At 61.7% G+C, this 21,379-nt stretch carries 13 protein-coding genes; 8 read left to right on the top strand and 5 right to left on the bottom strand.

Annotated elements, in window-relative coordinates:
* Positions 1–72 precede the first annotated feature (72 nt).
* Both ABH909_RS23125 and ABH909_RS23120 read left to right on the top strand, forming a co-directional pair.
* Positions 73–702 (top strand): LysE family translocator, encoded by a 630-nt coding sequence (locus ABH909_RS23125; RefSeq protein WP_429437538.1) that lies wholly within the window; start codon positions 73–75, stop codon positions 700–702.
* A gap of 26 nt (positions 703–728) precedes the next feature.
* A complete protein-coding gene (locus ABH909_RS23120; RefSeq protein ID WP_429437535.1) occupies positions 729–1,067 on the top strand; it encodes an antibiotic biosynthesis monooxygenase family protein in 339 nt (112 codons plus the stop codon).
* Positions 1,068–1,152: 85 nt separating this feature from the next.
* On the opposite strand, the gene inhA is transcribed toward ABH909_RS23120, so the two are convergent.
* Entirely contained in the window at positions 1,153–1,839 is a 687-nt protein-coding gene (gene inhA, locus ABH909_RS23115; protein WP_429437533.1) for an isonitrile hydratase, read from the bottom strand.
* Positions 1,840–1,930: 91 nt separating this feature from the next.
* Here inhA and ABH909_RS23110 point away from each other — a divergent pair, with 91 nt between their 5' ends.
* A complete protein-coding gene (locus ABH909_RS23110) occupies positions 1,931–2,923 on the top strand; it encodes a GlxA family transcriptional regulator (RefSeq protein ID WP_429437531.1) in 993 nt (330 codons plus the stop codon).
* Here ABH909_RS23110 and ABH909_RS23105 read toward each other — a convergent pair.
* Genes ABH909_RS23105 through ABH909_RS23095 form a run of 3 tightly spaced genes read right to left on the bottom strand, consistent with a single transcriptional unit; the run spans position 2,892 to position 4,856 of the window.
* A complete protein-coding gene (locus tag ABH909_RS23105) occupies positions 2,892–3,794 on the bottom strand; it encodes an alpha/beta fold hydrolase (protein ID WP_429437528.1) in 903 nt (300 codons plus the stop codon). The genes ABH909_RS23110 and ABH909_RS23105 overlap by 32 nt on opposite strands.
* A gap of 27 nt (positions 3,795–3,821) precedes the next feature.
* Complete coding sequence (locus ABH909_RS23100) at positions 3,822–4,454, bottom strand: BRCT domain-containing protein (RefSeq protein ID WP_429437525.1); 633 nt, start codon at positions 4,452–4,454, stop codon at positions 3,822–3,824.
* 12 nt (positions 4,455–4,466) lie between these two features.
* Positions 4,467–4,856, bottom strand: coding sequence for a hypothetical protein (locus ABH909_RS23095; RefSeq protein WP_429437523.1), 390 nt, complete (start codon positions 4,854–4,856; stop codon positions 4,467–4,469).
* 683 nt (positions 4,857–5,539) lie between these two features.
* On the opposite strand from ABH909_RS23095, the gene ABH909_RS23090 reads away from it, so the two are divergent.
* Positions 5,540–5,914 (top strand): DUF6124 family protein, encoded by a 375-nt coding sequence (locus ABH909_RS23090; protein ID WP_429437520.1) that lies wholly within the window; start codon positions 5,540–5,542, stop codon positions 5,912–5,914.
* 139 nt (positions 5,915–6,053) lie between these two features.
* Here the strand turns inward: ABH909_RS23090 and ABH909_RS23085 are convergent, their stop codons facing one another.
* A complete protein-coding gene (locus ABH909_RS23085) occupies positions 6,054–7,877 on the bottom strand; it encodes a glycoside hydrolase family 15 protein (RefSeq protein WP_429437517.1) in 1,824 nt (607 codons plus the stop codon).
* A gap of 160 nt (positions 7,878–8,037) precedes the next feature.
* Between ABH909_RS23085 and ABH909_RS23080 the strand changes: the two genes are divergently transcribed.
* The 4 genes from ABH909_RS23080 to ABH909_RS23065 all read left to right on the top strand — a co-directional run bounded on the left by ABH909_RS23080 (position 8,038) and on the right by ABH909_RS23065 (position 21,369).
* Positions 8,038–8,778: a thioesterase II family protein gene (locus tag ABH909_RS23080; RefSeq protein ID WP_429437515.1), complete on the top strand. Its 741-nt coding sequence runs from the start codon at positions 8,038–8,040 to the stop codon at positions 8,776–8,778.
* Between the two features lie 42 nt (positions 8,779–8,820).
* Positions 8,821–9,804, top strand: a complete 984-nt coding sequence (locus tag ABH909_RS23075; RefSeq protein ID WP_429437512.1) for a TauD/TfdA family dioxygenase — start codon at positions 8,821–8,823, stop codon at positions 9,802–9,804.
* Between the two features lie 316 nt (positions 9,805–10,120).
* Complete coding sequence (locus tag ABH909_RS23070) at positions 10,121–13,543, top strand: amino acid adenylation domain-containing protein (RefSeq protein ID WP_429437509.1); 3,423 nt, start codon at positions 10,121–10,123, stop codon at positions 13,541–13,543.
* The gene (locus ABH909_RS23065; protein ID WP_429437507.1) at positions 13,540–21,369 is read left to right on the top strand and encodes an amino acid adenylation domain-containing protein; all 7,830 of its coding nucleotides are present in this window, start codon (positions 13,540–13,542) and stop codon (positions 21,367–21,369) included. Before ABH909_RS23070 ends, ABH909_RS23065 begins: the two co-directional genes overlap by 4 nt.
* Positions 21,370–21,379: the final 10 nt, after the last annotated feature.

The raw sequence follows: 21,379 nt of genomic DNA, 5'->3' as shown, positions 1-21,379 counted from the left end.
ATCTGGATCAATTTTTTGTTTGTATCAGATTGGCGTTCTAATCTACAGGCTTTCCAGGACGGAGACTTCGCTGTGATTGACCCTGCGACCTTATTGATTTTCGTCGGCGCGGTGATGTTGTTGCTGCTGTCGCCCGGGCCGAATATGGCTTTCGTGATCAGTCATGGTGCCAGTTATGGCTGGCGCGGTGGCGTGGCGTCGGGATTAGGCATTGGCTTGGCCGATCTGATTCTGACGGCGCTGACCGCGATGGGGGTTACGGCGCTGGTTGGGAGTTGGCCGCCGGCCTTTGACCTGATCCGGTATGCCGGTGTCCTCTACCTGCTGTGGCTGGCATTCAAGGCATTGCAAAAAACCTCGGCCAGCGGCACGTCGGATGTTGCGCGAGTGCCGCTCAAGACCCTGCTGATTCGGGCGATGCTCAACAGCCTGTTAAACCCCAAGGCTTTGCTGTTTTTCATGGTGTTTCTGCCGCAATTCGTTGATGCCCAGCAAGGGCCGATTGCATTACAGCTTGTGCTGTTGGGCGTGGTGCTGACTCTGGTCAGTGGCGTGTTTCACACCCTGCTCGGGGTTTTCGGCAGCACCGTCAGCCGGCGTATTTCCAGCCTTTCGACATTCGCCAAATGGCAGTCATTGGGGCTGGCCGCGGTACTGCTGTTGCTCGCCGTCCGGTTGGCCCTGATGACTCGTCCGGCCTGACTCATTCACTGAAAAGGAACCTGTGTATGTACATCGCTTCGTTTATCTACAAACCCGGGCAACGGGACGAGGAGTTCAACCGTTTGAGCGCGTTGATCGACGAAGTTGCGATCAGCATCGAAGGGTTTGTCGGCACCCAATCCTGGTGCTCGGCCGATGGCGAGTTGGTCAACGCCAGTTATTACTGGCAGGACGAAACCTCTATACGAGAATTCGCCAGCCATCCCAGGCATCTGGAGGCCAAGCGCCAGTACCGCAAATGGTACGCGAGTTATCAAGTGGTAATCTCGAAAGTGGAGCGGGCTTATGGTGATGGCACGGTCGAGCTGTTTGTGCCCAATGGTCGGCGTGCGGCGAATGCTTGAGGCGTTGCTGGGCTGCATACAAAACGGCAACGGATTTTCCGACCTGAATGGCTGGCTGCGGGGATAGCGCCCGCAGCCGTTTCTTTCACTGGCGGGCGAGTTTCGCCGCTGCACGTTCGGTGATTTCCGAGCGCAGTTTCAACGACGCGGCAGCGCGTTTGCGGGCTTCCTCCAGCACGCTGACCGGTGCTGTCTCAGGGCTACCCGAAGCAAACGGCGGCGCCGGAGCATATTCCAGCTGCAGTTGCACCAGTTGCGCCGTGTCCTTATCAAACAATTCAGCCGCCAGGGTCAGGGCAAAATCGATCCCCGCGGTGATCCCGCCCCCGGTCAGCAGATTGCCGTCGCGCACCACCCGATCGTTCACCGGGATCGCTCCCAAAACTCCGAGCAACTCGTGATACGCCCAGTGAGTGGTGGCGCGTTTGCCCTTGAGTAACCCCGCCGCGCCAAGCACCAGCGCGCCGGTGCAGACTGAAGTGACATATCGCGCCTGGGCGGCCTTTGCCTTGATGAAGGCCAGGGTTTCTTCATCCTCCATCAACGGCCCGACACCGCTGCCGCCAGGAATGCAGATCACATCCAGCGGTGGGCAATCGTCGAAGGTGACGGTCGGTTTCAACACCAGCCCGGTACTCGCGGTGACTGGCATCAGGTCCTTCCAGATCAGGTGCACCTTCACGTCCGGCAGTGAGGCCAGCACGTCATAAGGGCCGGTCAGGTCCAGTTGTTGAACCTGTGGGAACAATAGAAAACCGATCTGCAACGTCATGGCGCTTTTTCTCCTGGTTGGGGTGGACGGCTTTACTCTAGGCTCGTAGGATCTGGCGTATACGCCAATAACCCCACGAATTACGCCAAACATGTCAAACAACCCGAGAACCATTCATGTGCTGGCCTTTGCCAACGTGCAACTGCTCGACGTCACCGGGCCGTTGCAGGTGTTCGCCTCGGCCAACGACATTGTCCGCCAGCAAGGTTTGCCGCCACCCTATGCGCCGTCGGTGATTGCCAGCGGCGGCGGGGCGGTGATGTCGTCGGCGGGATTGGCGCTGTTGGCTGAGCCGCTGCCGGATCGGGGCAGCGACACGTTGATCATTGCCGGTGGCTGGGGCGTTTATGCGGCGGCGCAAGACGAGCCGTTGGTGGCTTGGGTGCGGGAGCATGGGACCGGGTGTCGGCGGGTGTCGTCAGTGTGTACCGGGGCGTTTTTGCTGGCGGCCAGCGGTTGGCTCGATGGCAGGCGAGTGGTCACGCACTGGACCCGCTGCGAACAATTGGCGCAGCAGCACCCCAAACTGCACGTCGAACCTAACCCGATTTTCATCAACGACGGCCCGGTCTGGACCTCGGCCGGGGTCACCGCGGGCATCGACCTGGCCCTGGCGATGGTCGAACAAGACCTCGGCCGAACCATGGCCCTGGACGTCGCCCGGCAATTGGTGGTGTTTCTCAAGCGTCCGGGGGGCCAGTCGCAGTTCAGCGTGACCCTGTCCCTGCAAAAGGAAGGCAACCGCTTCGACGAACTTCATGCCTGGATCAGCGAAAACCTAACCAAGGACCTCGGCATCCCGACCTTGGCCTTACAGGCCGGCATGAGCGAGCGCAGCTTCGTCCGTCACTACCGTGCCGACACCGGCCAGACCCCGGCGCGGGCCATCGAACTGATTCGGGTCGAAACCGCGCGACGTCTACTCAGCGACACCGGTGTGCCGATCAAACGGGTCGCGGTGCAATGCGGATTTGGCAGTGAAGAGACTTTGCGCCGCAGTTTTCTGCGAGCCATGGGCGTAACGCCGCAAGCCTATCGCGAGCGGTTTTCTGTCAGCTCACCAGCAGATCCAGTATTGCCTTGAGCGTCGCCTCGGGCGCTTCCTCCGCAATGTTATGCCCGACACCCGCCAGTACCCGGCGTTCGTAAGGGCCGGTAAAACGCTCGGCGTCTTCATCGATTTCAGATGCGGGGCCGACACCATCATCGGCGCCGCACAGGGAAATCGTCGGCACGCTGATCACCGGTTGTTGGGTCAGCGCTTCTTCCATCCACTCCAGCGCCGGATCACCGGGCGCATACATGAACCGGTGTCGGTACGAGTGAATCACCACCTCGACGAAATCCGGATTATCGAAGGCTGGCGCGCTCAAGGGATAACGTTCGGCATTTTTGGCCCAGGTCGGCGACCACAACGTCCAGAGCAGTTCGCACAGTGCCCGGCGGTTTTGGGTCAAACCTTCAGCACCGCGCGGGGTGTGGAAGTAGTACTGATACCAGAGACGATGTTCAGTCTCCGGATCCAGAGGCTGGGTAGAGTGGGGAATGTTCTGAAGATTGTAACCGTCCCCGGTCACCAGACAGCGCACTCGCTCCGGCCACAGCGCTGCGACAATGCACGCCGCCCGACCACCCCAGTCGTAACCGCACAGGGCAGCTTGTTTGATGGCGAGGGCGTCCATCAGGTCCAGAAGATCCTGGGCGAGGGCGGCTTGCTGGCCGGAGCGCAGGGTGTCGGGGTTGTTGAACCGGGTCGGGCCGTAGCCGCGCAGGTACGGGACGATCACGCGGTAGCCCTTTGCGGCGAGGGCCGGGGCGATTTCGTCGTAGGCGCGGGGGGAGTAGGGGAAGCCGTGGAGCAGAATGACCGGGTCGCCGGTGGTTGGGCCGTGTGCTTCGTAGGCGAGAATCAAACTTGGAGTTTTGGTGAATTGGATCTGCACGTCCTTGTTCATTGGACACTCCATAGAGGCTGTAATGGGTTATCCGAACAGCACCTTTTGCCAATATTCTTCACTGATGATCGCTATAGGCACACCGCTTTCTCTCAGTTCGACAGCTCTTTTGATCTTGGTCCCATAGGTGCTATGCAGCCATTGGTCATTGCCAATGCTGCCTACCACTAGATAGTGGATCTTCTTGCTGACGGATCCGCCGATAAACCCACCACGTTCAATAATCAGTGATTCGCACTCCTTGCGCGGACCGTAAGCCATGATCCCGGTAAACAGGAACACTCGGTCAGACCAACTTAAAGAGGGCACCGGGTTGTCGAGAGGAAGACTGGTCGGCGCAGTGAACGTTTGGGCAGAACCAATCGGCAGGCCTGCAAACTGGTGAAGCATCTCCAACAGCTCGCCAGACTCCTCGGCATCAAGCACGCCGTCGCTCAGCATGCCGGCGAGGCGTTTGTAGAGGATATTCACCACCGGATCGCCGAGATGGCTTAAATGAGTTTCGATCCAGGTCTTTAGAAACTCGGCTTCCTGCTGGTTGATCGTACCGTCGGCAGCGAGCCCGGCGGCGATTCCCACCAGTGCGTCAGCCGAGCGTCGATCAATCCGTGCTTCGTGGAAGAAACCGCTGTTTTGAAATTCCTGATGCAGGTCCACCATGCGTCCTTCTCCTTAAGCTTCCACGTCCGCCACCTGATTGAAATACTTCGACCGATCCGGCGTAAACGTCACGACCATTTTGGTTCTGGAACAGGTCAACGCCCGTTCTGCGCTCAAATCAATATCCAGATCTTCCCCGCGCAACCCCTGCCATTGGGCGAGGTATTTGAGGGATCCGTATTTTTCGAGTTTTTTCAGGCTGCGGCTGATGCCACCTTTCCAGCCCAGCACCGGGAGTTCGCCGATGAGGCATTGCTGGGCGAGATCGGGGAAGCGGACGGCACGTTGGCGGCCGATTTCCCAGCATTTGATCAGGCCTTTGTCGTGGCCTTCCCATAATTCATCCCGGTTCAGGCCTGATCGGAGTGGGGTGTCGATGCTGCGATGGATACGCTGGGTCATTCTGGTTCCTTGAATTCGGGTTTTGTTGGACAGCTCCGCTGTGCCCGTTGACGTGGATGGTAGGGATGGATGTAGGCGCTGGCAACAAGGTATTTCCAGATGTAGGAATGCGTTACCGCGTCTTGATTGGGCTGGTTTTGTTTAGTGATTGTAGGTTCGGCCTACCTGGTTCTGTGGCGAGGGGGCTTGCCCCCGTTCGGCTGCGCAGCGGCCGCAAAGCCAGCAAATGCGGTGCTTCTGGAGGAATGGGGTTGCAAATTTTAGGGCCGCTGCGCGCCCCAACGGGAGCAAGCTCCCTCGCCACAGGAGGTCAGCAGTGTCAGATGGAGCGTGTTTAAGTTAATCAGGCGTAGCCTCGGTCCTACAAAAAACGTCGTAAAAGGGGATATTTCCGACGAGTTTTGGCGGTTGTAGGTTAGGAAAGGGAGCCGATAGGCTTTGGGGGTCGCTGCAAATTCAGCGACCGGGTTTGGTCACCCGTGCAATGTCAGGCGTACAAGCGCCAACGTGAGCATGTCGGCGCTTTTTCTTGTGCTTATCGGTATGCTTCGCGGTGGGCTGTGCGCGGGGCACTTTCGAGTGCGCCGGGTGCCTGACTTCCCGGTTGACCAACCTGCGTACCGCCCACCACCCATCGTTTGGTCACGACGGCGGTGAGCTTCATGAATGTCAGGAGTTACACCATGATGAAAGACAGTCCCAATCCCCCAGAAACCGACAACGTTTCCCCCTACGAATCCCTCGATTCGAAAAAACTCCACGACGCCGCTGAACGCGCGCTCGACCACTACCTCAAACCCACCCCGAAAAAAAACGAAGGCCGCAAGCCAAGCAAAATGTTTCTGGTTGCACCGGATATGGATAACGAAAGCCTGCTGGCCCATGTTTGCGAATCACTGGCCTCAGCCAGCGTCATGACCAGCGACATTGCCGCCTATGTCGATGCTCCGCAGCGGCACACGCTCCTGGCGATTCAGCAGGTCATCATGCTGGCCGAACTGGCGGTGAATCGGGTGCTCGATAACGTCGACGTACCGAAGCCTGCGCCACACAGCTGATCCCCTGTGGGAGCGGGCTTGCTCGCGAAAGCGGTGTGTCAGGCGACATCAATGTTGAATGTGAAATCGCCTTCGCGAGCAAGCCCGCTCCCACAGTTGAACGGTGTACATCTGTAGTAGCGAAGAAGACGACCCGGTCTCAAGGCTGCCAAAAATTTTTCTCCCCGCTCAACTTTCTGTTCAGGAAACTTGCCGCGCTGATCAGCGCCAGGTGCGTCAGTGCTTGTGGTGTGTTGCCCAGATGTCGGGCATGGCTGTCGAATTCTTCGGCATACAGCCCCAACGGGTTGGCGTACTTCAGCAATTGCTCGAATTCCAGGTGGGCCTTCTCCACCTGGCCGGCCCGGGCCAGGCATTCGACGTACCAGAACGAGCACGCGGCGAAGGCGCCTTCGGTACCGGGCAGGCCGTCGATCCGGCCATCGTCGTTGCGGTAGCGGTAGACCATGCCTGCGCGCACCAGGGTTTTCTCGATGGCTTCGAGGGTCGCTATCCAGCGCGGATCCTTGGCGCTGACGAAGCGCACCAGCGGCATCAGCAGCATCGAGCCGTCGAGGCCGGTGCCACCGATGTGCTGGACGAAATGCCCGCGTTCTTCGTTCCAGAAATTGCTCCAGATGTCGGTGTAGATCGCTTGACGGGTCTGGTCCCAGCGGGCGAACGGGGCGGGCAGCGAACGTTTGGAGGCTAGCCGGATAGCGCGGTCCACCGCCACCCAACACATCAGTCGCGAGTGCAGGAAATGATACTGCTCGCCGCGCATTTCCCAGATGCCGACGTCTTTTTGCTGCCAGGTTGCGCAGACCTGATCGACCACTTCCACGGTGTGTTTCCAGCCTTCATGGGAAATCGCTTCACCGTGCTTATTGACCAGATACACCGCGTCCAACAGCTCGCCGAAGATGTCGAGCTGGATTTGATCGTAGGCTTGATTACCGATGCGTACCGGTGTCGCGCCACCGTGACCGGCCAAGTGTGGAAGTTCAACTTCCGGCAGTTCCTGACGGCCATCGATGGCGTAGAGGATGTTGAGTTTCATGGTTTTGCCGTGACAATCCCTGACTCGACCGCGCAACCAGCGCGTATAGGCGTTGGCTTCCTCGACGAAGCCCAGGCGCATGAAGGCATAGACGGTGAACGAGGCGTCGCGGATCCAGGTGTAGCGGTAGTCCCAGTTGCGTTCGCCGCCGGGCGTTTCCGGGAGGCCGAAGGTGGCGGCGGCGAGGATGGCGCCGTGTTTGCGCGAGGTCAGCAGCTTAAGGGCCAGGGCCGAGCGATTGACCATTTCTCGCCAGCGACCGCGATAATTGGACTGGCCGATCCAGTCGCGCCAGAATTTCAGGGTGCGCTCCAGGCACAGCGCGGCGGCCCCTTCCTTGAAGCGCGCATCGTCAACGCCGCCGAGCAAAAACTCGGCGCTCTGGTCCTGTTCGAGGCTGAATTGGGCGACGGCCGCATGGCCCTCGATGCGTAAGGATTGATTCGAACACAGCTGCATGGCTGGCTGGCCGGTGGCCTCGAAATACACACTCCGATCACGTGCGCGGGCCTTGGTGTGAGCCCGGGCATAGTCATGTCGCACGGCGCAGCGCATACGGATTGTCGCTTGTCCGCTGACCACGCGCACCCGACGCATCAGCATCGGCAAATCATCTTCGCTGTCGCCGATGGGCAGCAGGTCGGTGACTTCGACCACCGCGTGATCGCTGAGCCAGCGGGTTTGCAAGACGTTGGTATCGGGCAGGTAAATCTGTTCGCGACGAGCGTCGGGCAGGTCCGGGGCGAGTTGGAAGATGCCGGCTTCGGGGCTGTCCAGCAGCGCGCAGAAAATCGACGGACTGTCGAATTCCGGCCAGCAGAAAAAGTCCACGCTGCCCTTGTCGTTGACCAGCGCGGCGCTGCGCATGTCGCCAATGATGCCGTGGGCGTCGATGGCGCTTTGTCGTTCGAACGGATCAACCATTGCCGCCGTGCTCCGGGAATGAGGATCTAACTAGCTGACCGGTTTGAGCCCCAGAGAGTTCATTTGCCGGCAAACCGCAGGTAGCTTATCCATCCAACAGACTAATTCTGATCACAACTCATCCGTTCTCCTAAACAGATAACCAATCGAGGTAAATGCGGTGACAAAGCTGACACTGCTGTGCCTGCCCTATTCGGGCGCCAGCGCCATGGTCTATAGCCGCTGGCGGCGCCAGTTGCCGCCGTGGCTGCACTTGCAGCCGGTGGAGTTGCCGGGGCGGGGCGTTCGTTATGACGAACCCTTGCAGACCGACATGCGCGCCCTGGCCCTGCAGTTGGCCAGGGAACACAAGCCGTCCCTGCATGGCCCCTATGCCTTGTTCGGTCACAGCCTGGGGGCGTTGCTGGCCTGCGAGATGGCCCACGCCTTTCGTGCCCTCGGCGCTGCGGAGCCGGTGGCGCTGTTTGCTTCTGGCACGGCCGCCCCGACGATGCGCAGCGACTATGACCGTGGCTTCGCCGAACCCCAAAGTGACGAACAGTTGATCGAGCAGCTGCGCACCTTCCAAGGCACCAGCGAGGAGGTGTTGGCCAATCAGGAGTTGATGAGCCTGATGCTGCCGATTCTGCGCGCCGATTTCATGCTCTGCGGGCGCTTCCGACCGATGCAGCGTCCGCTGCTTAAGTGCCCCGTGCACGTGCTCGGCGGCAAGGAAGACAGGGCCACCACCGAGCAATTGATCGGCTGGAGCCAGGAAACCCTGGGCAGTTTCTCGGTGGACATGATGACCGGCGGCCATTTCTTCATTCATGAGCATGAAGCCAAGGTGCTGCGAATTATCAAGAATCATCTGGAAGTCCATCACCGGCGTCATGCGCAGTTGGCCGCGCCGGTTTTTTAGCGCGCGCGGTTCGCTTTATCGAGTGTTAACAGGAGGCCCGTCATGGGTGTTGCCGTGGGTTTTGCCGTTCGGCCGTTGCTGCCGGCGCGGGGTCGCTTGCCGCTGTTGGTGGAAGCGACCGAGCCGAATACCAGCCTGTTGGCGGTGTTCGATGAATTGAATGAGTTGGTGGATGAGCATTTGCTGCGTGATGGCGGCATTCTGTTTCGCGGGTTCCAGTTGGACGGTGCCGAGCAGTTCCGCCAATTCGCCGCCGGCTTCGGCCATCCGCTGCTCAATTACGAGTTCGGTTCGACGCCGCGCACCAACGTCACGCAAGGGGTCTACACCTCTACCGAATACCCGGCGCATCAGAGCATCCCGTTGCACAACGAGCAGGCCTATTCCCGGGATTGGCCGATGAAAATCTGGTTCTACAGCATGATCGCCGCCACCTCGGGCGGTGAAACGCCGATTGCTGACAGCCGTGAAGTCTATCGTCGCATCCCTGTCGCAATCCGCGAGCGCTTCATCAGCAAAGGCCTGATGTACGTGCGCAATTTCGGCAACGGGCTGGACGTGGCCTGGGAGCAAGTGTTCAACACCGAAGACCGCGAGGTGGCCGAGGCCTACTGCAAGGCCCACGGTATCATTTGCGAATGGAAGGACGACGGAGAATTGCGCACTCGCCAGACGTGCCAGGCGGTGGCGTGTCATCCGGTGACCGGCGACAGGGTCTGGTTCAATCAGGCGCACCTGTTCCACATATCCAACCTTCAACCAGAGGTGCGCGAAACCCTGCTGGACATCGTCGATGAAGAAGACCTGCCGCGTAACGTCTACTACGGCGACGGCTCGCCCATCGAGGATGAGGTGCTCAGTGAAATTCGTGCGGTGCTCGATGACTGCGCCATCAGCTTTCCCTGGCAGGAGGGCGATGTGCTGATGCTCGACAACATGCTCTCGGCCCACGCCCGCGCGCCGTTCGAAGGCAAGCGCAAGGTGATTGTCGCGATGGCTGAAGGGCACTCCCAGGACGCGCGCTGATCTGAACAGTCCTTGACGCGCCTGTCGCCGAAGCCAGTCTTGCACCGGCTTCGGCGTTTTTGTTGCGCTGTCCACTGCTCGGTCTAATGCCTGGTGCGGAACCTGTGGGAGCGGGCTTGCTCGCGAAAGCGGTGTGCCCGGCAACATTAATATCGACTGACACGCCCTCTTCGCGAGCAAGCCCGCTCCCACAGGTTCTGCACCTCAACTGACTGGCCGCGTTTGTCGGTGCCGCTAAATCATCGCGCTAGCCATTCGTTCTTGTTGATACGACCGGGCCTCCTGGTCACGCCGCCGATCAGCAAGGACCCCATGCATGAATGCCGCAGACGCACAGAAACTCGCCCGCCGTTTTATCGAACTGCCACAGGACAAGCGCCGCTTGTTTCTGGCCGGCATGGCCCGCGAAGGCATCGATTTTGCGCAGCTTCCCATGACCTGTTGTGTCGGGGTCGGTGAGCGTGACGGCCTGTCCTATGCCCAGCAGCGGATGTGGTTCCTCTGGCAGCTGGACCCGCAAAGCGCGGCATACAACCTGCCGATGGCGGTGCGCCTGAGCGGTGCGTTGCAAACCGAGGCGCTGGAGCGCGCGTTCAGCCTGCTTGTCGCGCGTCATGAGTGCCTGCGCACCACCTTCGGCCAGGAGGGCGAGCGTGCATTCCAGCGAGTGGCCGAACCCCGAGACCTGACACTGGCGATCAACGATCTGAGTGCCTTGCCTGAAGATCGGCGCTGGCCGCAGGCGCAACAGCACATGATGGCTGAAGCCACTCAGGCCTTCGATTTGCAACAGGGCCCGCTGCTGAGCCTTCGCCTGTTGCGTCTGGCCGAACAGGAGCACGTGTTGCTGCTGACGTTGCATCACATCATTGCCGATGGCTGGTCGATGAACATTCTGATCGATGAGTTCATGCGCACCTACGATGGGCTGGTCGCGGGGCGGCAACCGACCTTGCCGGAACTGACCGTGCACTACCGCGACTATGCCCTGTGGCAGCGCAGTTGGCTGGAAGCCGGGGAACGCGAGCGCCAGCTCGATTACTGGCGCACGCAGTTGGGCGAAACGCAGTTGGGTGAAGAGCCTCCGATCCTCGAATTGCCCACCGATCGTGCCTATCCGGCCCAGTCCAGCCACCAGGGCGCACGTCTGGAGAACATCATCGATGGGGCCCTGCGCCAAAACCTGAAAACCCTCGCCCAGCGCCAGGGCGTGACGCTGTTCGTGGTACTGCTGGCGGCTTTCAAAACCTTGCTGCACCGCTACAGCGACCAGACCGACATTCGCGTCGGCGGCTTGATCGCCAACCGCACCCGCAGTGAAACCGAAGGCCTGATCGGCTTCTTCGTCAATACCCAGATCCTGCGCAGCGAGGTCACGCCTCAAACCCGTTTCAGCGACCTGCTGCAGAGCTTGCGTCAAGCAGCGCTTGGCGCCCAGGCCCATCAGGAACTGCCGTTCGACGCGTTGATCGAAGCCCTGCAACCGGCCCGCAGCCAGAGTCACAATCCGTTGTTTCAGGTGATGTTCAACCACCAGCCACTGGTGACCGATCTGCAGGACGTGCGGCTCGATTGCGGTTTGCAGGTCGGCTATCTGAGTGAGCAGCAACTGGCCGGCAGTGGACGTCAACATGCGGCCACCAGCGACCTGATGCTCGACACCCGGGAGGAGGGCGAGCAACTGTTCGCCGCGTTCACTTACGCCACCGACCTCTTCGACGCACCGACCATCGCCGCGTTGGCCGAGCATTGGCACAACGTGCTGGTGTCGGTCTGCCGTGATCCGCAACAACCGCTGGGCGAGGTGGCGATGCTCGGCACGGATGAGCGCGAGCGCTTGATTCAACCCGTCGCCAACCCGGCGCTGCTGCCCGGTATGCCACAACTGTTCGAAGCCCAGGTAGTGCGCACTCCCGAGGCCACTGCTGTGATTCTGGCGAGCAAGCAATCGCCCTCACTCAGCTATGCCGAACTGAATGCTCGCAGCAATCGCTTGGCCCATCAGTTACGCGCCAAAGGCGTCGGCCCTGATGTGCTGGTCGGTGTGGCGTTGGGGCGTTCGCTGGAGCTGGCCGTGGCATTGCTGGCCGTGCTCAAGGCCGGTGGCGCCTATGTGCCGCTGGACCCGCACACCCCGGCCGAACGCTTGCGCCATGTGCTCGATGACAGTGGACTGAAACTGGTACTGACCGAGAGCCCGCTGCTGAGCAGTTTGCCGGCGCTCGATGGCATCGATTGCCTGTGTCTGGACCGACTGCCGGACAGCGACGCTGCGAGTGAAAACAATCTGCAAGTGACGGTAGATCCGCAGAACCTCGCGTACGTGATCTACACCTCCGGCTCCACCGGCCGGCCGAAGGGCGTGGCCGTCAGTCACGGTGCGCTGAGTGAATTCATCGCGCGGGCGATCGACTACAGCGATTTGCGCGAAGGCGATCGCGTCCTGCAATTCGCCACCAGCAGTTTTGACGGTTTCGTCGAGCAATTCTTCCCGCCGCTGTGCCATGGCGCCTGTGTGGTCCTGCGCGATGCGGCCCTGTGGGACAGTGCGACCTTGCATCAGGTGATCGTCGAACAGGGCATTACCCTGGCGGATTTGCCGGCCGCTTATTGGTATTCGGTGGTGCAGGATTACGCGGCCAATCCGCCTGTCCATTTCGGTGTCTTGCGCCAGATTCATGTGGGTGGCGAGGCGATGGCGGTGGAGGGGCTGCGCCTGTGGCAACGCGCCGGATTGGGTCATGTGCGTTTGCTCAACACTTATGGCCCGACCGAGGCGACGGTGGTTTCGACTCTCCACGATTGCAGTGCATTGACCGCCGAGGCGGTGTCGTGGCGTGGCATTCCGATCGGTCACGGTCTGGAGCACCGCCGGCTGTACGTGCTCGACGATGATTTGAATCTGTTGCCGCAAGGGGCGGTGGGCGAGTTGTACATCGGCGGGCCGGGCCTGGCCCGTGGTTATCACCGGCAACCGACGCTCAGCGCCCAGCGGTTTATTGCCGATCCGTTCGCGGTCGGCGAGCGTCTGTACCGCACCGGCGACCGTGCCCGGCTGCGGGACGACGGCGCGGTGGAGTACATCGGCCGCGTCGATCACCAAGTGAAAATTCGCGGGTTCCGCATTGAGTTGGGAGAAATCGAGTCGCGGTTGCAGCAATGCCCGGGGATTCGTGAGGCGGTGGTGCTGGCTTTGCCCCTGGTCGGCGGGCCACAACTGGTGGCGTATCTGGTGGTCGATCAGAGCGTGCTCGGCAGCGCGGCGGAGCAGGCGATTGTGCGTCAGCAAGCCAGAACTTCGCTGCAGAACAACCTGCCGGACTACATGGTGCCCGGCCACTTGCTGCTGTTGCCGCGACTGCCCCTGACCCCCAGCGGCAAACTCGACCGCAAGGCTTTGCCGACCCCCGATCCGAGCCAATTGCAGAGCAGCTATCGCGCCCCGCAAACCGACACCGAACAGGCTCTGGCGCAGATCTGGATCGAGGTGCTGCAAGTGTCACGGGTCGGGGTCGATGACCATTTCTTCGAGTTGGGCGGGCATTCGTTGCTGGCCGCGCAAGTGATCGCACGGATCAAAAGCCAATTGGGCGTGGTGCTGCCGTTGCGCAGCCTGTTCGAGACACCGCTGCTGGGCGATCTGGCGCTGGAGTTGGCCGCGCTGGCCGGCGGTGCAAGCGATAACGACTGGTCCGACATGGATCAGTTCATGAGTTCTTTGGAGGGAGTTGAAGTATGAGCGGCAATATGGCGGAGCGTATCGCTAAAAGGTTCGTCGGTTTGCCGCTGGAGCAACGTCGACTGTTTCTCGCCAAACTGCGCGAGGAGGGCAAGGACTTCAGCCTGCTGCCGCTGCCGGTCAGTCGTCACGACTGCGCGGTGATCCCGCTCTCGTTCGCCCAACAACGTCTGCTGTTTCTGTGGCAGCTCGACCCGCAGAGCGCCGCGTACAACATGGCCGCCGGTCTGCGCTTGCACGGGCAGTTGAACGAGGCTGCGCTGTTGCGTTCCTTCGATCATCTGGTGGCGCGCCATGAAGTGCTGCGCACGGTGTTCCAGACTGACAATGACCAGCCGAGCCAGATCATCCTCGACCAGCAGAGCGTGGCGCTGCAACGCGTCGATCTGTCGAACGTCGCCATGCAAGAGCGTGAAGCCGAGCTGGCGCAGCAGGTTGAGGAAGCAGCCGCGCAGCCGTTCGATTTGCTCCACGGGCCATTGCTGCGGGCCAGCCTGTTCCGTCTGGCGGACGATGAACATGTGCTGATCGTGAGCATGCACCACATCGTCTCCGATGGCTGGTCGATGGACGTCATGGTCAAGGAATTCGTGCAGTGCTATCAGGCCTTCAGCCTGGAGCGCGCACCGCAGTTGCCGGCGTTGCCGCTGCAGTACGCCGACTACGCGATCTGGCAGCGCCGCTGGCTGGAGGCCGGCGAGGGCGAGCGGCAACTCGATTACTGGCGCCAGCAGTTGGGTGAAGAACATCCGCTGCTGGACGTGGCGGCGGATTTTCCCCGGCCGCTGACCCAGAGTTTCGAAGGCCAGACCCTGAGCTTTGATTTCGGTGCGGACCTGTCCCGGCAGTTGAACGGCTTTGCCCGGGCTAAAGGCATCAGTTTGTTCATGCTGGTGCTGGCCGGGTTTTCGCTGTTCCTGTCGCGACTTGGCGGCGAGCGCGATATTCGCGTCGGCGTGCCCAATGCCAACCGTGGGCGCTCCGAGGTCGAAGGGCTGATCGGCTTCTTCGTCAACACTCAGGTACTGCGTTGCCAGGTCGATGAGCGCGGCAGCTTCGACGATTTGCTGGCCCGGGTCCGGGAAGCATCGTTCGGTGCCCAGGCCCATCAAGAGCTGCCGTTCGAGCAACTGGTGGATGAACTGGTGCCCGAGCGAACCCTGGGGCATAACCCGTTGTTCCAGGCCAAGTTCAACCAGAACGTCGGCATGCAGACCCAGCGTGCGATGAACCTGCCGGGCCTGAGCGTCACCGAGTATCCGCTGGACAAAGCAGGCACGCACTTCGATCTGGCGCTGGACATCACCGATGACGGCACGCTGATCCACGGGCAAATGACCTACGCCAGCGACTTGTACCAGCACTCGACCATCGAAGGGTTTATCCCGACGCTGCTCGGTCTTTTCCGCGAATTGCTCAGCGCTCCGCAGGCGCCGCTGCACAGTCTTGCAACCACGCCAGTACCACCGGCGCTGACGCCGCGGCAGCCGGCGGAGTCGGTGTTGCAGCAATGGGATCGTCAAGTTGCTGCACAGCCTGAGGCACTGGCCGCACGCTGCCTTGAACGAACCTTGAGTTTCCAGACGCTGGATCAGGACGCCAATCGCCTGGCCCACTACCTGCGTGCGCAAGGCGTGCAAAACGGGCAACCCGTGGCGGTGCTGATGGAGCGCTCCCTGGAATGGCTGACCTGTGTGTTAGGGGTGATCAAGGCCGGGGCGGTGTACATGCCGCTGGACGTCAAGGCGCCGGCCGCACGTTTGAAGCAGATGCTCGCAGGCGCGCAGGCGAAAGTCCTGCTGTGTGCCGCAGGCGACGCGCGGGAAAGCACTCTGGCGGTCGCCGGTTGCCAAGGGCTGGCCTTCGCCCCCGAACGCTGGCAGGACCAGTCGACGACGAAGCCTTCGCTGACGGTGTCGGCGGATGCCGCGGCCTATGTGATTCACACATCTGGCTCCACCGGTCAATCCAAAGGCGTGTTGGTGAGCCACGGCGCCCTGGCCAGTTACGTGCGCGGTGCGCTGGAACGTCTGGCGCTGGAGCCAGCGGCGAGCATGGCGCTGGTCTCGACCATTGCCGCGGACCTGGGGTTTACCGTGCTGTTTGGTGCCCTGTGCTCTGGTCGCTTGCTGCATGTATTGCCCGAAGAGCTGGGCTTCGACCCGGACCGGTTTGCCGATTACATGGCTGAGCACCAAGTGGGCGTGTTGAAGATCGTGCCGGGGCATTTGGCGGCGCTGATGCAGGCCTCCCGGGCCGTCGATGTGTTGCCGCAACACGCACTGATCGTGGGTGGCGAGGCCTGCTCGCCGGCATTGCTGGAACAGGTGCGGCGACTCAAACCGGGCTGCCGCTTCATCAACCACTATGGCCCGAGTGAAACCACGGTCGGTGTGTTGACCCATGAGCTCAAGGATCTCGACTCGGGTGCCCGCGGCGTGCCGGTCGGACGCCCGTTGTCGGGTGCGCATGTCTACGTGCTGGACGATGTGCTCAACGCGGTCGCCGATCAGGTGGCGGGCGAGCTGTACATCGGCGGCGACAGCGTGGCGCTGGGTTACCTTGGGCAGCCGGGGCTGACCGCCGAACGCTTCCTGCCGGATCCGTTTGGCGCCGTCGGCGCGCGGGTGTACCGCAGCGGTGACCGGGTGCGCCGTAACCGTCAGGGCGCACTGGAATTCATCGGTCGTGCCGACGATCAGGTCAAAGTGCGTGGCTATCGGGTGGAGCCGGCGGAAGTCGCCCGGGTAGTGCTGGGCCTGAGCGGCGTAAGCGAGGCCGCAGTATTGGCCTTGCCACTGGACGGTGATGAAACGCGCCTGCAACTGGTAGCGTACTGCGTGGCCGCGCCTGACCTGGCGCTGAATGTCGACGACCTGCGCCAGCAGTTACAGGCCTGCCTGCCGGAGTACATGGTGCCGGCGCAGATCGTGGTGCTGGAGCGCCTGCCGCTGACCGCCAACGGCAAACTGGACAAGCGTGCCTTGCCGGCGCCGGGGCTGGTGACGCTGCAATTTGTCGCACCGGTGGGCGAGGTCGAACAGAAGCTTGCCGCGATCTGGGCCGATGTCCTGAAGCTTGAACAGGTGGGCAGCACCGACAACTTCTTCGAGCTGGGCGGCGATTCGATCCTCAGCCTGCAAATCATAGCCCGGGCCAAACGCCAGGGCATCAAGCTGAGCCCCAAGCAACTGTTCGAGAAGCAAACCATCGGCCAGTTGGCGGCGGTGGCCAAACTGATCGAGAGCAAACCGGCCGCCAGCGTCGCGCAAAAGACCAGCGGCGAATTGCCGTTGCTGCCGATCCAGGCGCGCTTCTTCCAGACCGACATTCCTCAGCGTCACCACTGGAACCAGTCGGTGATGTTGCAACCGCAAATCCCCCTCGACGCGACCCATCTGTACAACGCATTGGTCGCTCTGATCGAGCAGCACGATGCGCTGAACCTGCGTTTCCAGGCATCGGGCGAGACTTGGCAGGCGACGTTCCAGACGCAGCGCCACACAGACCTGTTGTGGGTGCGAACACTGGACGACCTGGCCGATTTGCCAGCGCTGGCCACCGAAGCCCAGCGCAGTCTCGACTTACAACAGGGCCGGCTGGTGCGCGCGGTGCTGGTGAACCTGCCTGACGCTACACAACGGTTGCTGCTGGTGATCCATCACCTGGTGGTGGATGGCGTGTCCTGGCGAGTATTGCTGGAGGATTTGCAGCAGGCTTACACCGCGTCGGCGGCGGGCAAGACGATGGTCCTGCCGGGCAAAAGCAGTTCGCTTCAGGCTTGGGCGCAACACCTGCACCGTTATGGGCAGAGCGATAGTTTGAAGGCCGAGCGCGACTACTGGCAGCGCACGCTGGAGGGCGGCAACAGCGACTTGCCGAGGGATTTCCCTGAGACCGTCCAGACTCATCGCCAAGCCGCTCAGGCCACTTCTCGCCTGAACAAGACACTGACCCACGCACTGCTCAAAGTGGCGCCGGCCGCCTATCGCACCCAGATCAACGATTTGCTGCTGACGGCCCTGGCGCGGGTGCTGTGTGACTGGAGCGAACAGGATTCGGTGCTGATCCAGCTCGAAGGCCACGGTCGCGAAGACTTGTTCGACGACCTGGATTTGAGTCGCACCGTTGGCTGGTTCAGCAGCCTGTTTCCTGTGCGGCTGACCCCACAGGCAGAGCCGGGCATTTCGCTGTGCGCGATCAAGGAACAACTGCGAGCTGTGCCGGGCAAAGGCATCGGCTACGGCGTGCTGCGCTACCTCGCAGGCTTCGAACCGCTACGGGAATTGTCGCCGCCGCGCATCACCTTCAACTACCTGGGCCAGTTCGACAATGCGTTCAGTGCCGCTGACGGCGCACTGTTCATGCCGACTGCCGAAAGCACTGGCGAGCATCAGAATGAAGATGCGCCCTTGGGCAACTGGCTGAGCGTCGATGGCCAGGTCTATGGCGGCGAGCTGGAATTGAGCTGGACGTTCGGCCAAGGCATGTACCGCCCGCACACCATTCAGGCGCTGGCCGATGCTTATCGCCATGAACTGGAACGGCTGATCGAACATTGCACTGGCGGTGAGCATGCCGGGGTCACGCCGTCGGACTTCAATCTGGTGCGCCTGACGCAGGCGCAACTGTCGGCGCTGCCGGTACCGGCACAGGAGATCAGCGATCTCTATCCGTTGTCGCCAATGCAACAGGGCATCCTGTTCCACAGCCTCAACGAGCCGGACGGCCCGGCCTACACCAACCAGTTACGGGTCGATGTGCGGCAGCTGGACACCGAGCGTTTCCGCCAGGCCTGGCAGCAGACGCTGGAGGCTCATGAGATTTTGCGCACGGTATTCGTCTGGCCCGAGGACGCCGACGCGCCGGTGCAGATTGTAAGGCAGACGGTGTCGATGCCCATGACCGTGCAAGACTGGCGCGGTCGTGATGACCTTCACGCAGCGCTCGATCAGTTGGCTCGGGAGGATCTGGCCGCCGGTTTCGAACTGGACCAGGCGCCGCTGTTGCGCGTGCTGCTGGTGCGAACCGGTGAGGCGCAGCATCACTTGATCTACACCAGTCATCACATCTTGATGGATGGCTGGAGCACCTCGCAGTTGTTTGGCGAGGTGTTGCAACGCTATGCCGGCATGACCCCGGCGGCGGCTCCGGGTCGTTATCGTGATTACATTGAGTGGCTGGGCCAGCGCGATACTCAGGCCAGTCGCGAGTTCTGGACGTCGGCATTGGCTGACCTTCAGGAACCGACCCGCCTGAGCAGCGCCATGCCGGTCAGTCAGACGCCGGCCAGCGGTTATGCCGATTACCAACATGTGTTCAGCGAACAACAAACCGGCGACCTGAACCGCTTCGCCCGCGAGCAGAAGGTCACCCTCAATAGCCTGATGCAAGCCGCGTGGCTGGTGCTGTTGCAGCGCTATACCGGTCAGGACACCGTGGCCTTCGGCGCCACGGTGGCCGGTCGGCCGACGGACTTGCCCGGCGTCGAGCAGCAGATCGGCCTGTTCATCAATACCTTGCCGGTGGTGGCTGCGCCGTCCGCCGAGATCCCGGTCGGGCAATGGATTCAGCAGGTGCAGAGCCTCAACCTGGCCCTGCGCGAACATGAACACACGCCGCTCTACGATATCCAGCGCTGGGCCGGGCAGGGCGCGGGCGCGCTGTTCGACAGCATTCTGGTGTTCGAGAACTACCCGATGGCTGAAGCCCTGGCCCAAGGCTCTGCCACCGGTCTCGAGTTTTCGGCCATCGAGCGTCAAGAGCAAACGAACTATCCGTTGACACTGGTGGCGGTTACCGGTCGCGAGTTGACCCTGGGCTTGAGCTTCGACCAGGCCTGTTTCGATCACGCCACCATCGCCGACCTGAGCACCCAGCTCGAAGGCCTGATGATGCAATTCATGGCGGATGCTTCGCAGCCTCTGGGCGTGTTGCAACTGCTGGACGGCGCCCCGCGTCAAGCGGCTGTCGACTGGGGCAAGGCTGCGATCACGGCGCTGGATTCGCGCAACGTGGTCGAGCGGATCGACGCGCAGGTACAACATCAACCGCAGGCTGCTGCGCTGTTGTTTGCCGAGCAAACCCTCGATTACCGCACCCTCGACGCCCGGGCCAATCGACTGGCGCACAAGCTGCAAGCGCTGGGTGTCGGGCCAGAAGTGCGGGTGGGCGTGTGCATGCGCCGCACGCCGGACATGCTGGTCGGGCTGCTGGCGATCCTCAAGGCCGGCGGTGCTTACGTGCCGCTGGACCCGGAGTATCCGCAAGAGCGCTTGCTGCACATGCTCGAGGACAGTTGCGCAACGGTGCTGCTGACCGAAGCCGCGTTGCAGGCGATGTTGCCCGAGGCGTTGCCGTCGCAAGTGCTGTTGGTCGAAGAGGGCGCCGAATGGCTCGCCGGGTATCCGTCCACGGCGCCGGTCAGCCAGATCGTGTCGCAGAACCTGGCCTACGTGATTTACACCTCCGGCTCCACCGGCAAACCCAAAGGGGTGGCGATCACCCACGCTAACCTCGCGGCGCTGATCCAGTGGTCGCAGGGTGTTTACCGCGATGAGCAGCTGCGTGGCGTGCTGGCTTCGACCTCGATCTGCTTCGACCTGTCGGTGTGGGAGATTTTCGTCACCCTGGCCAGCGGCGGTTGCATGGTGCTGGCGGACAACGCCCTGGCGCTGTCCGAGTTACCGGCCCGTGAGCGGGTGACGCTGATCAACACAGTGCCTTCGGCAATTGCCGCGCTGCAACGGGCCGGGCAGATTCCGGCGTCGGTCACCACCATCAATCTGGCCGGCGAGCCGCTCAAGCAGACGCTGGTCGATACGCTGTACGCCAGCACCTCGGTCAAGCAGGTTTATGACCTGTACGGGCCGTCGGAAGACACCACCTATTCGACCTTCACGCTGCGCACCGCCAACGGCCGGGCGAACATCGGGCGGCCGCTGGACAACACCGTGGCCTACCTGTTCGACAGTCAGTTGCAAGTGCTGCCAGCCGGGTTGGCCGCCGAGTTGTACCTGGCCGGTGCCGGTGTGACCCGCGGTTATCTGCTGCGTCCCGGCCTGACTGCGGAACGCTTCGTACCGGACCCGTTCGCCACTCATGGTGAGCGGTTGTATCGCACCGGCGATCTGGTGCGCCGGGGGCCAGACGACACGATTGAGTACATCGGTCGTGCCGACCATCAGGTGAAGATTCGCGGCTTCCGCATCGAGCTGAGCGAGATCGAAGCCCGATTGCTGGAACAGCCCCAGGTGCGCGAAGCCGTGGTGCTGGCGCAGGAGGGCGCGGCGGGTAAACACCTGCATGCCTACGTCGTAGCGAGCCAACCGGGCAATTTATCGTTGGGGGAAAGCCTGCGGGCGGCCCTGGCCAATCGTTTGCCGGCGCACATGGTGCCGAGCCATCTGCACGTGATCGACGCGCTGCCGCTGACCCCCAATGGCAAGCTCGATCGCAAGGCCCTGCTGGCGCTGGGCGGCCATCCGACGCCGCAGCGTTACGAAGCGCCGCGCACCGATCTGCAATGGGAAGTGGCGACCGTCTGGCAAGAGGTGCTGGACGTCGAGCGCGTCGGTCTGACGGACAATTTCTTCCAGTTGGGCGGGCATTCGTTGCTGGCGACGCTGGTAGTGACCCGGATCAAGGAACGGCTGGGTGACAAGGTGCCGCTCAAGGAACTGTTCGAAGCCGACACCCTGCAAGCGTTCTGCACCCGCATCGAAGCGTTGCGCGTCGATTTATCGCCGGTTCAGGACGAATTGGCTAAATCCCTGGAGGCCCTCAAACGTCTATCCCTCGATGATCTGGAAAAACTGATTTCTTGAGGGGAACAAC

This window comes from Pseudomonas sp. BS3782 TE3695, from assembly GCF_050435305.1.
GTDB lineage: Bacteria > Pseudomonadota > Gammaproteobacteria > Pseudomonadales > Pseudomonadaceae > Aquipseudomonas.
This window is presented reverse-complemented; position numbering and strand designations above follow the sequence as displayed.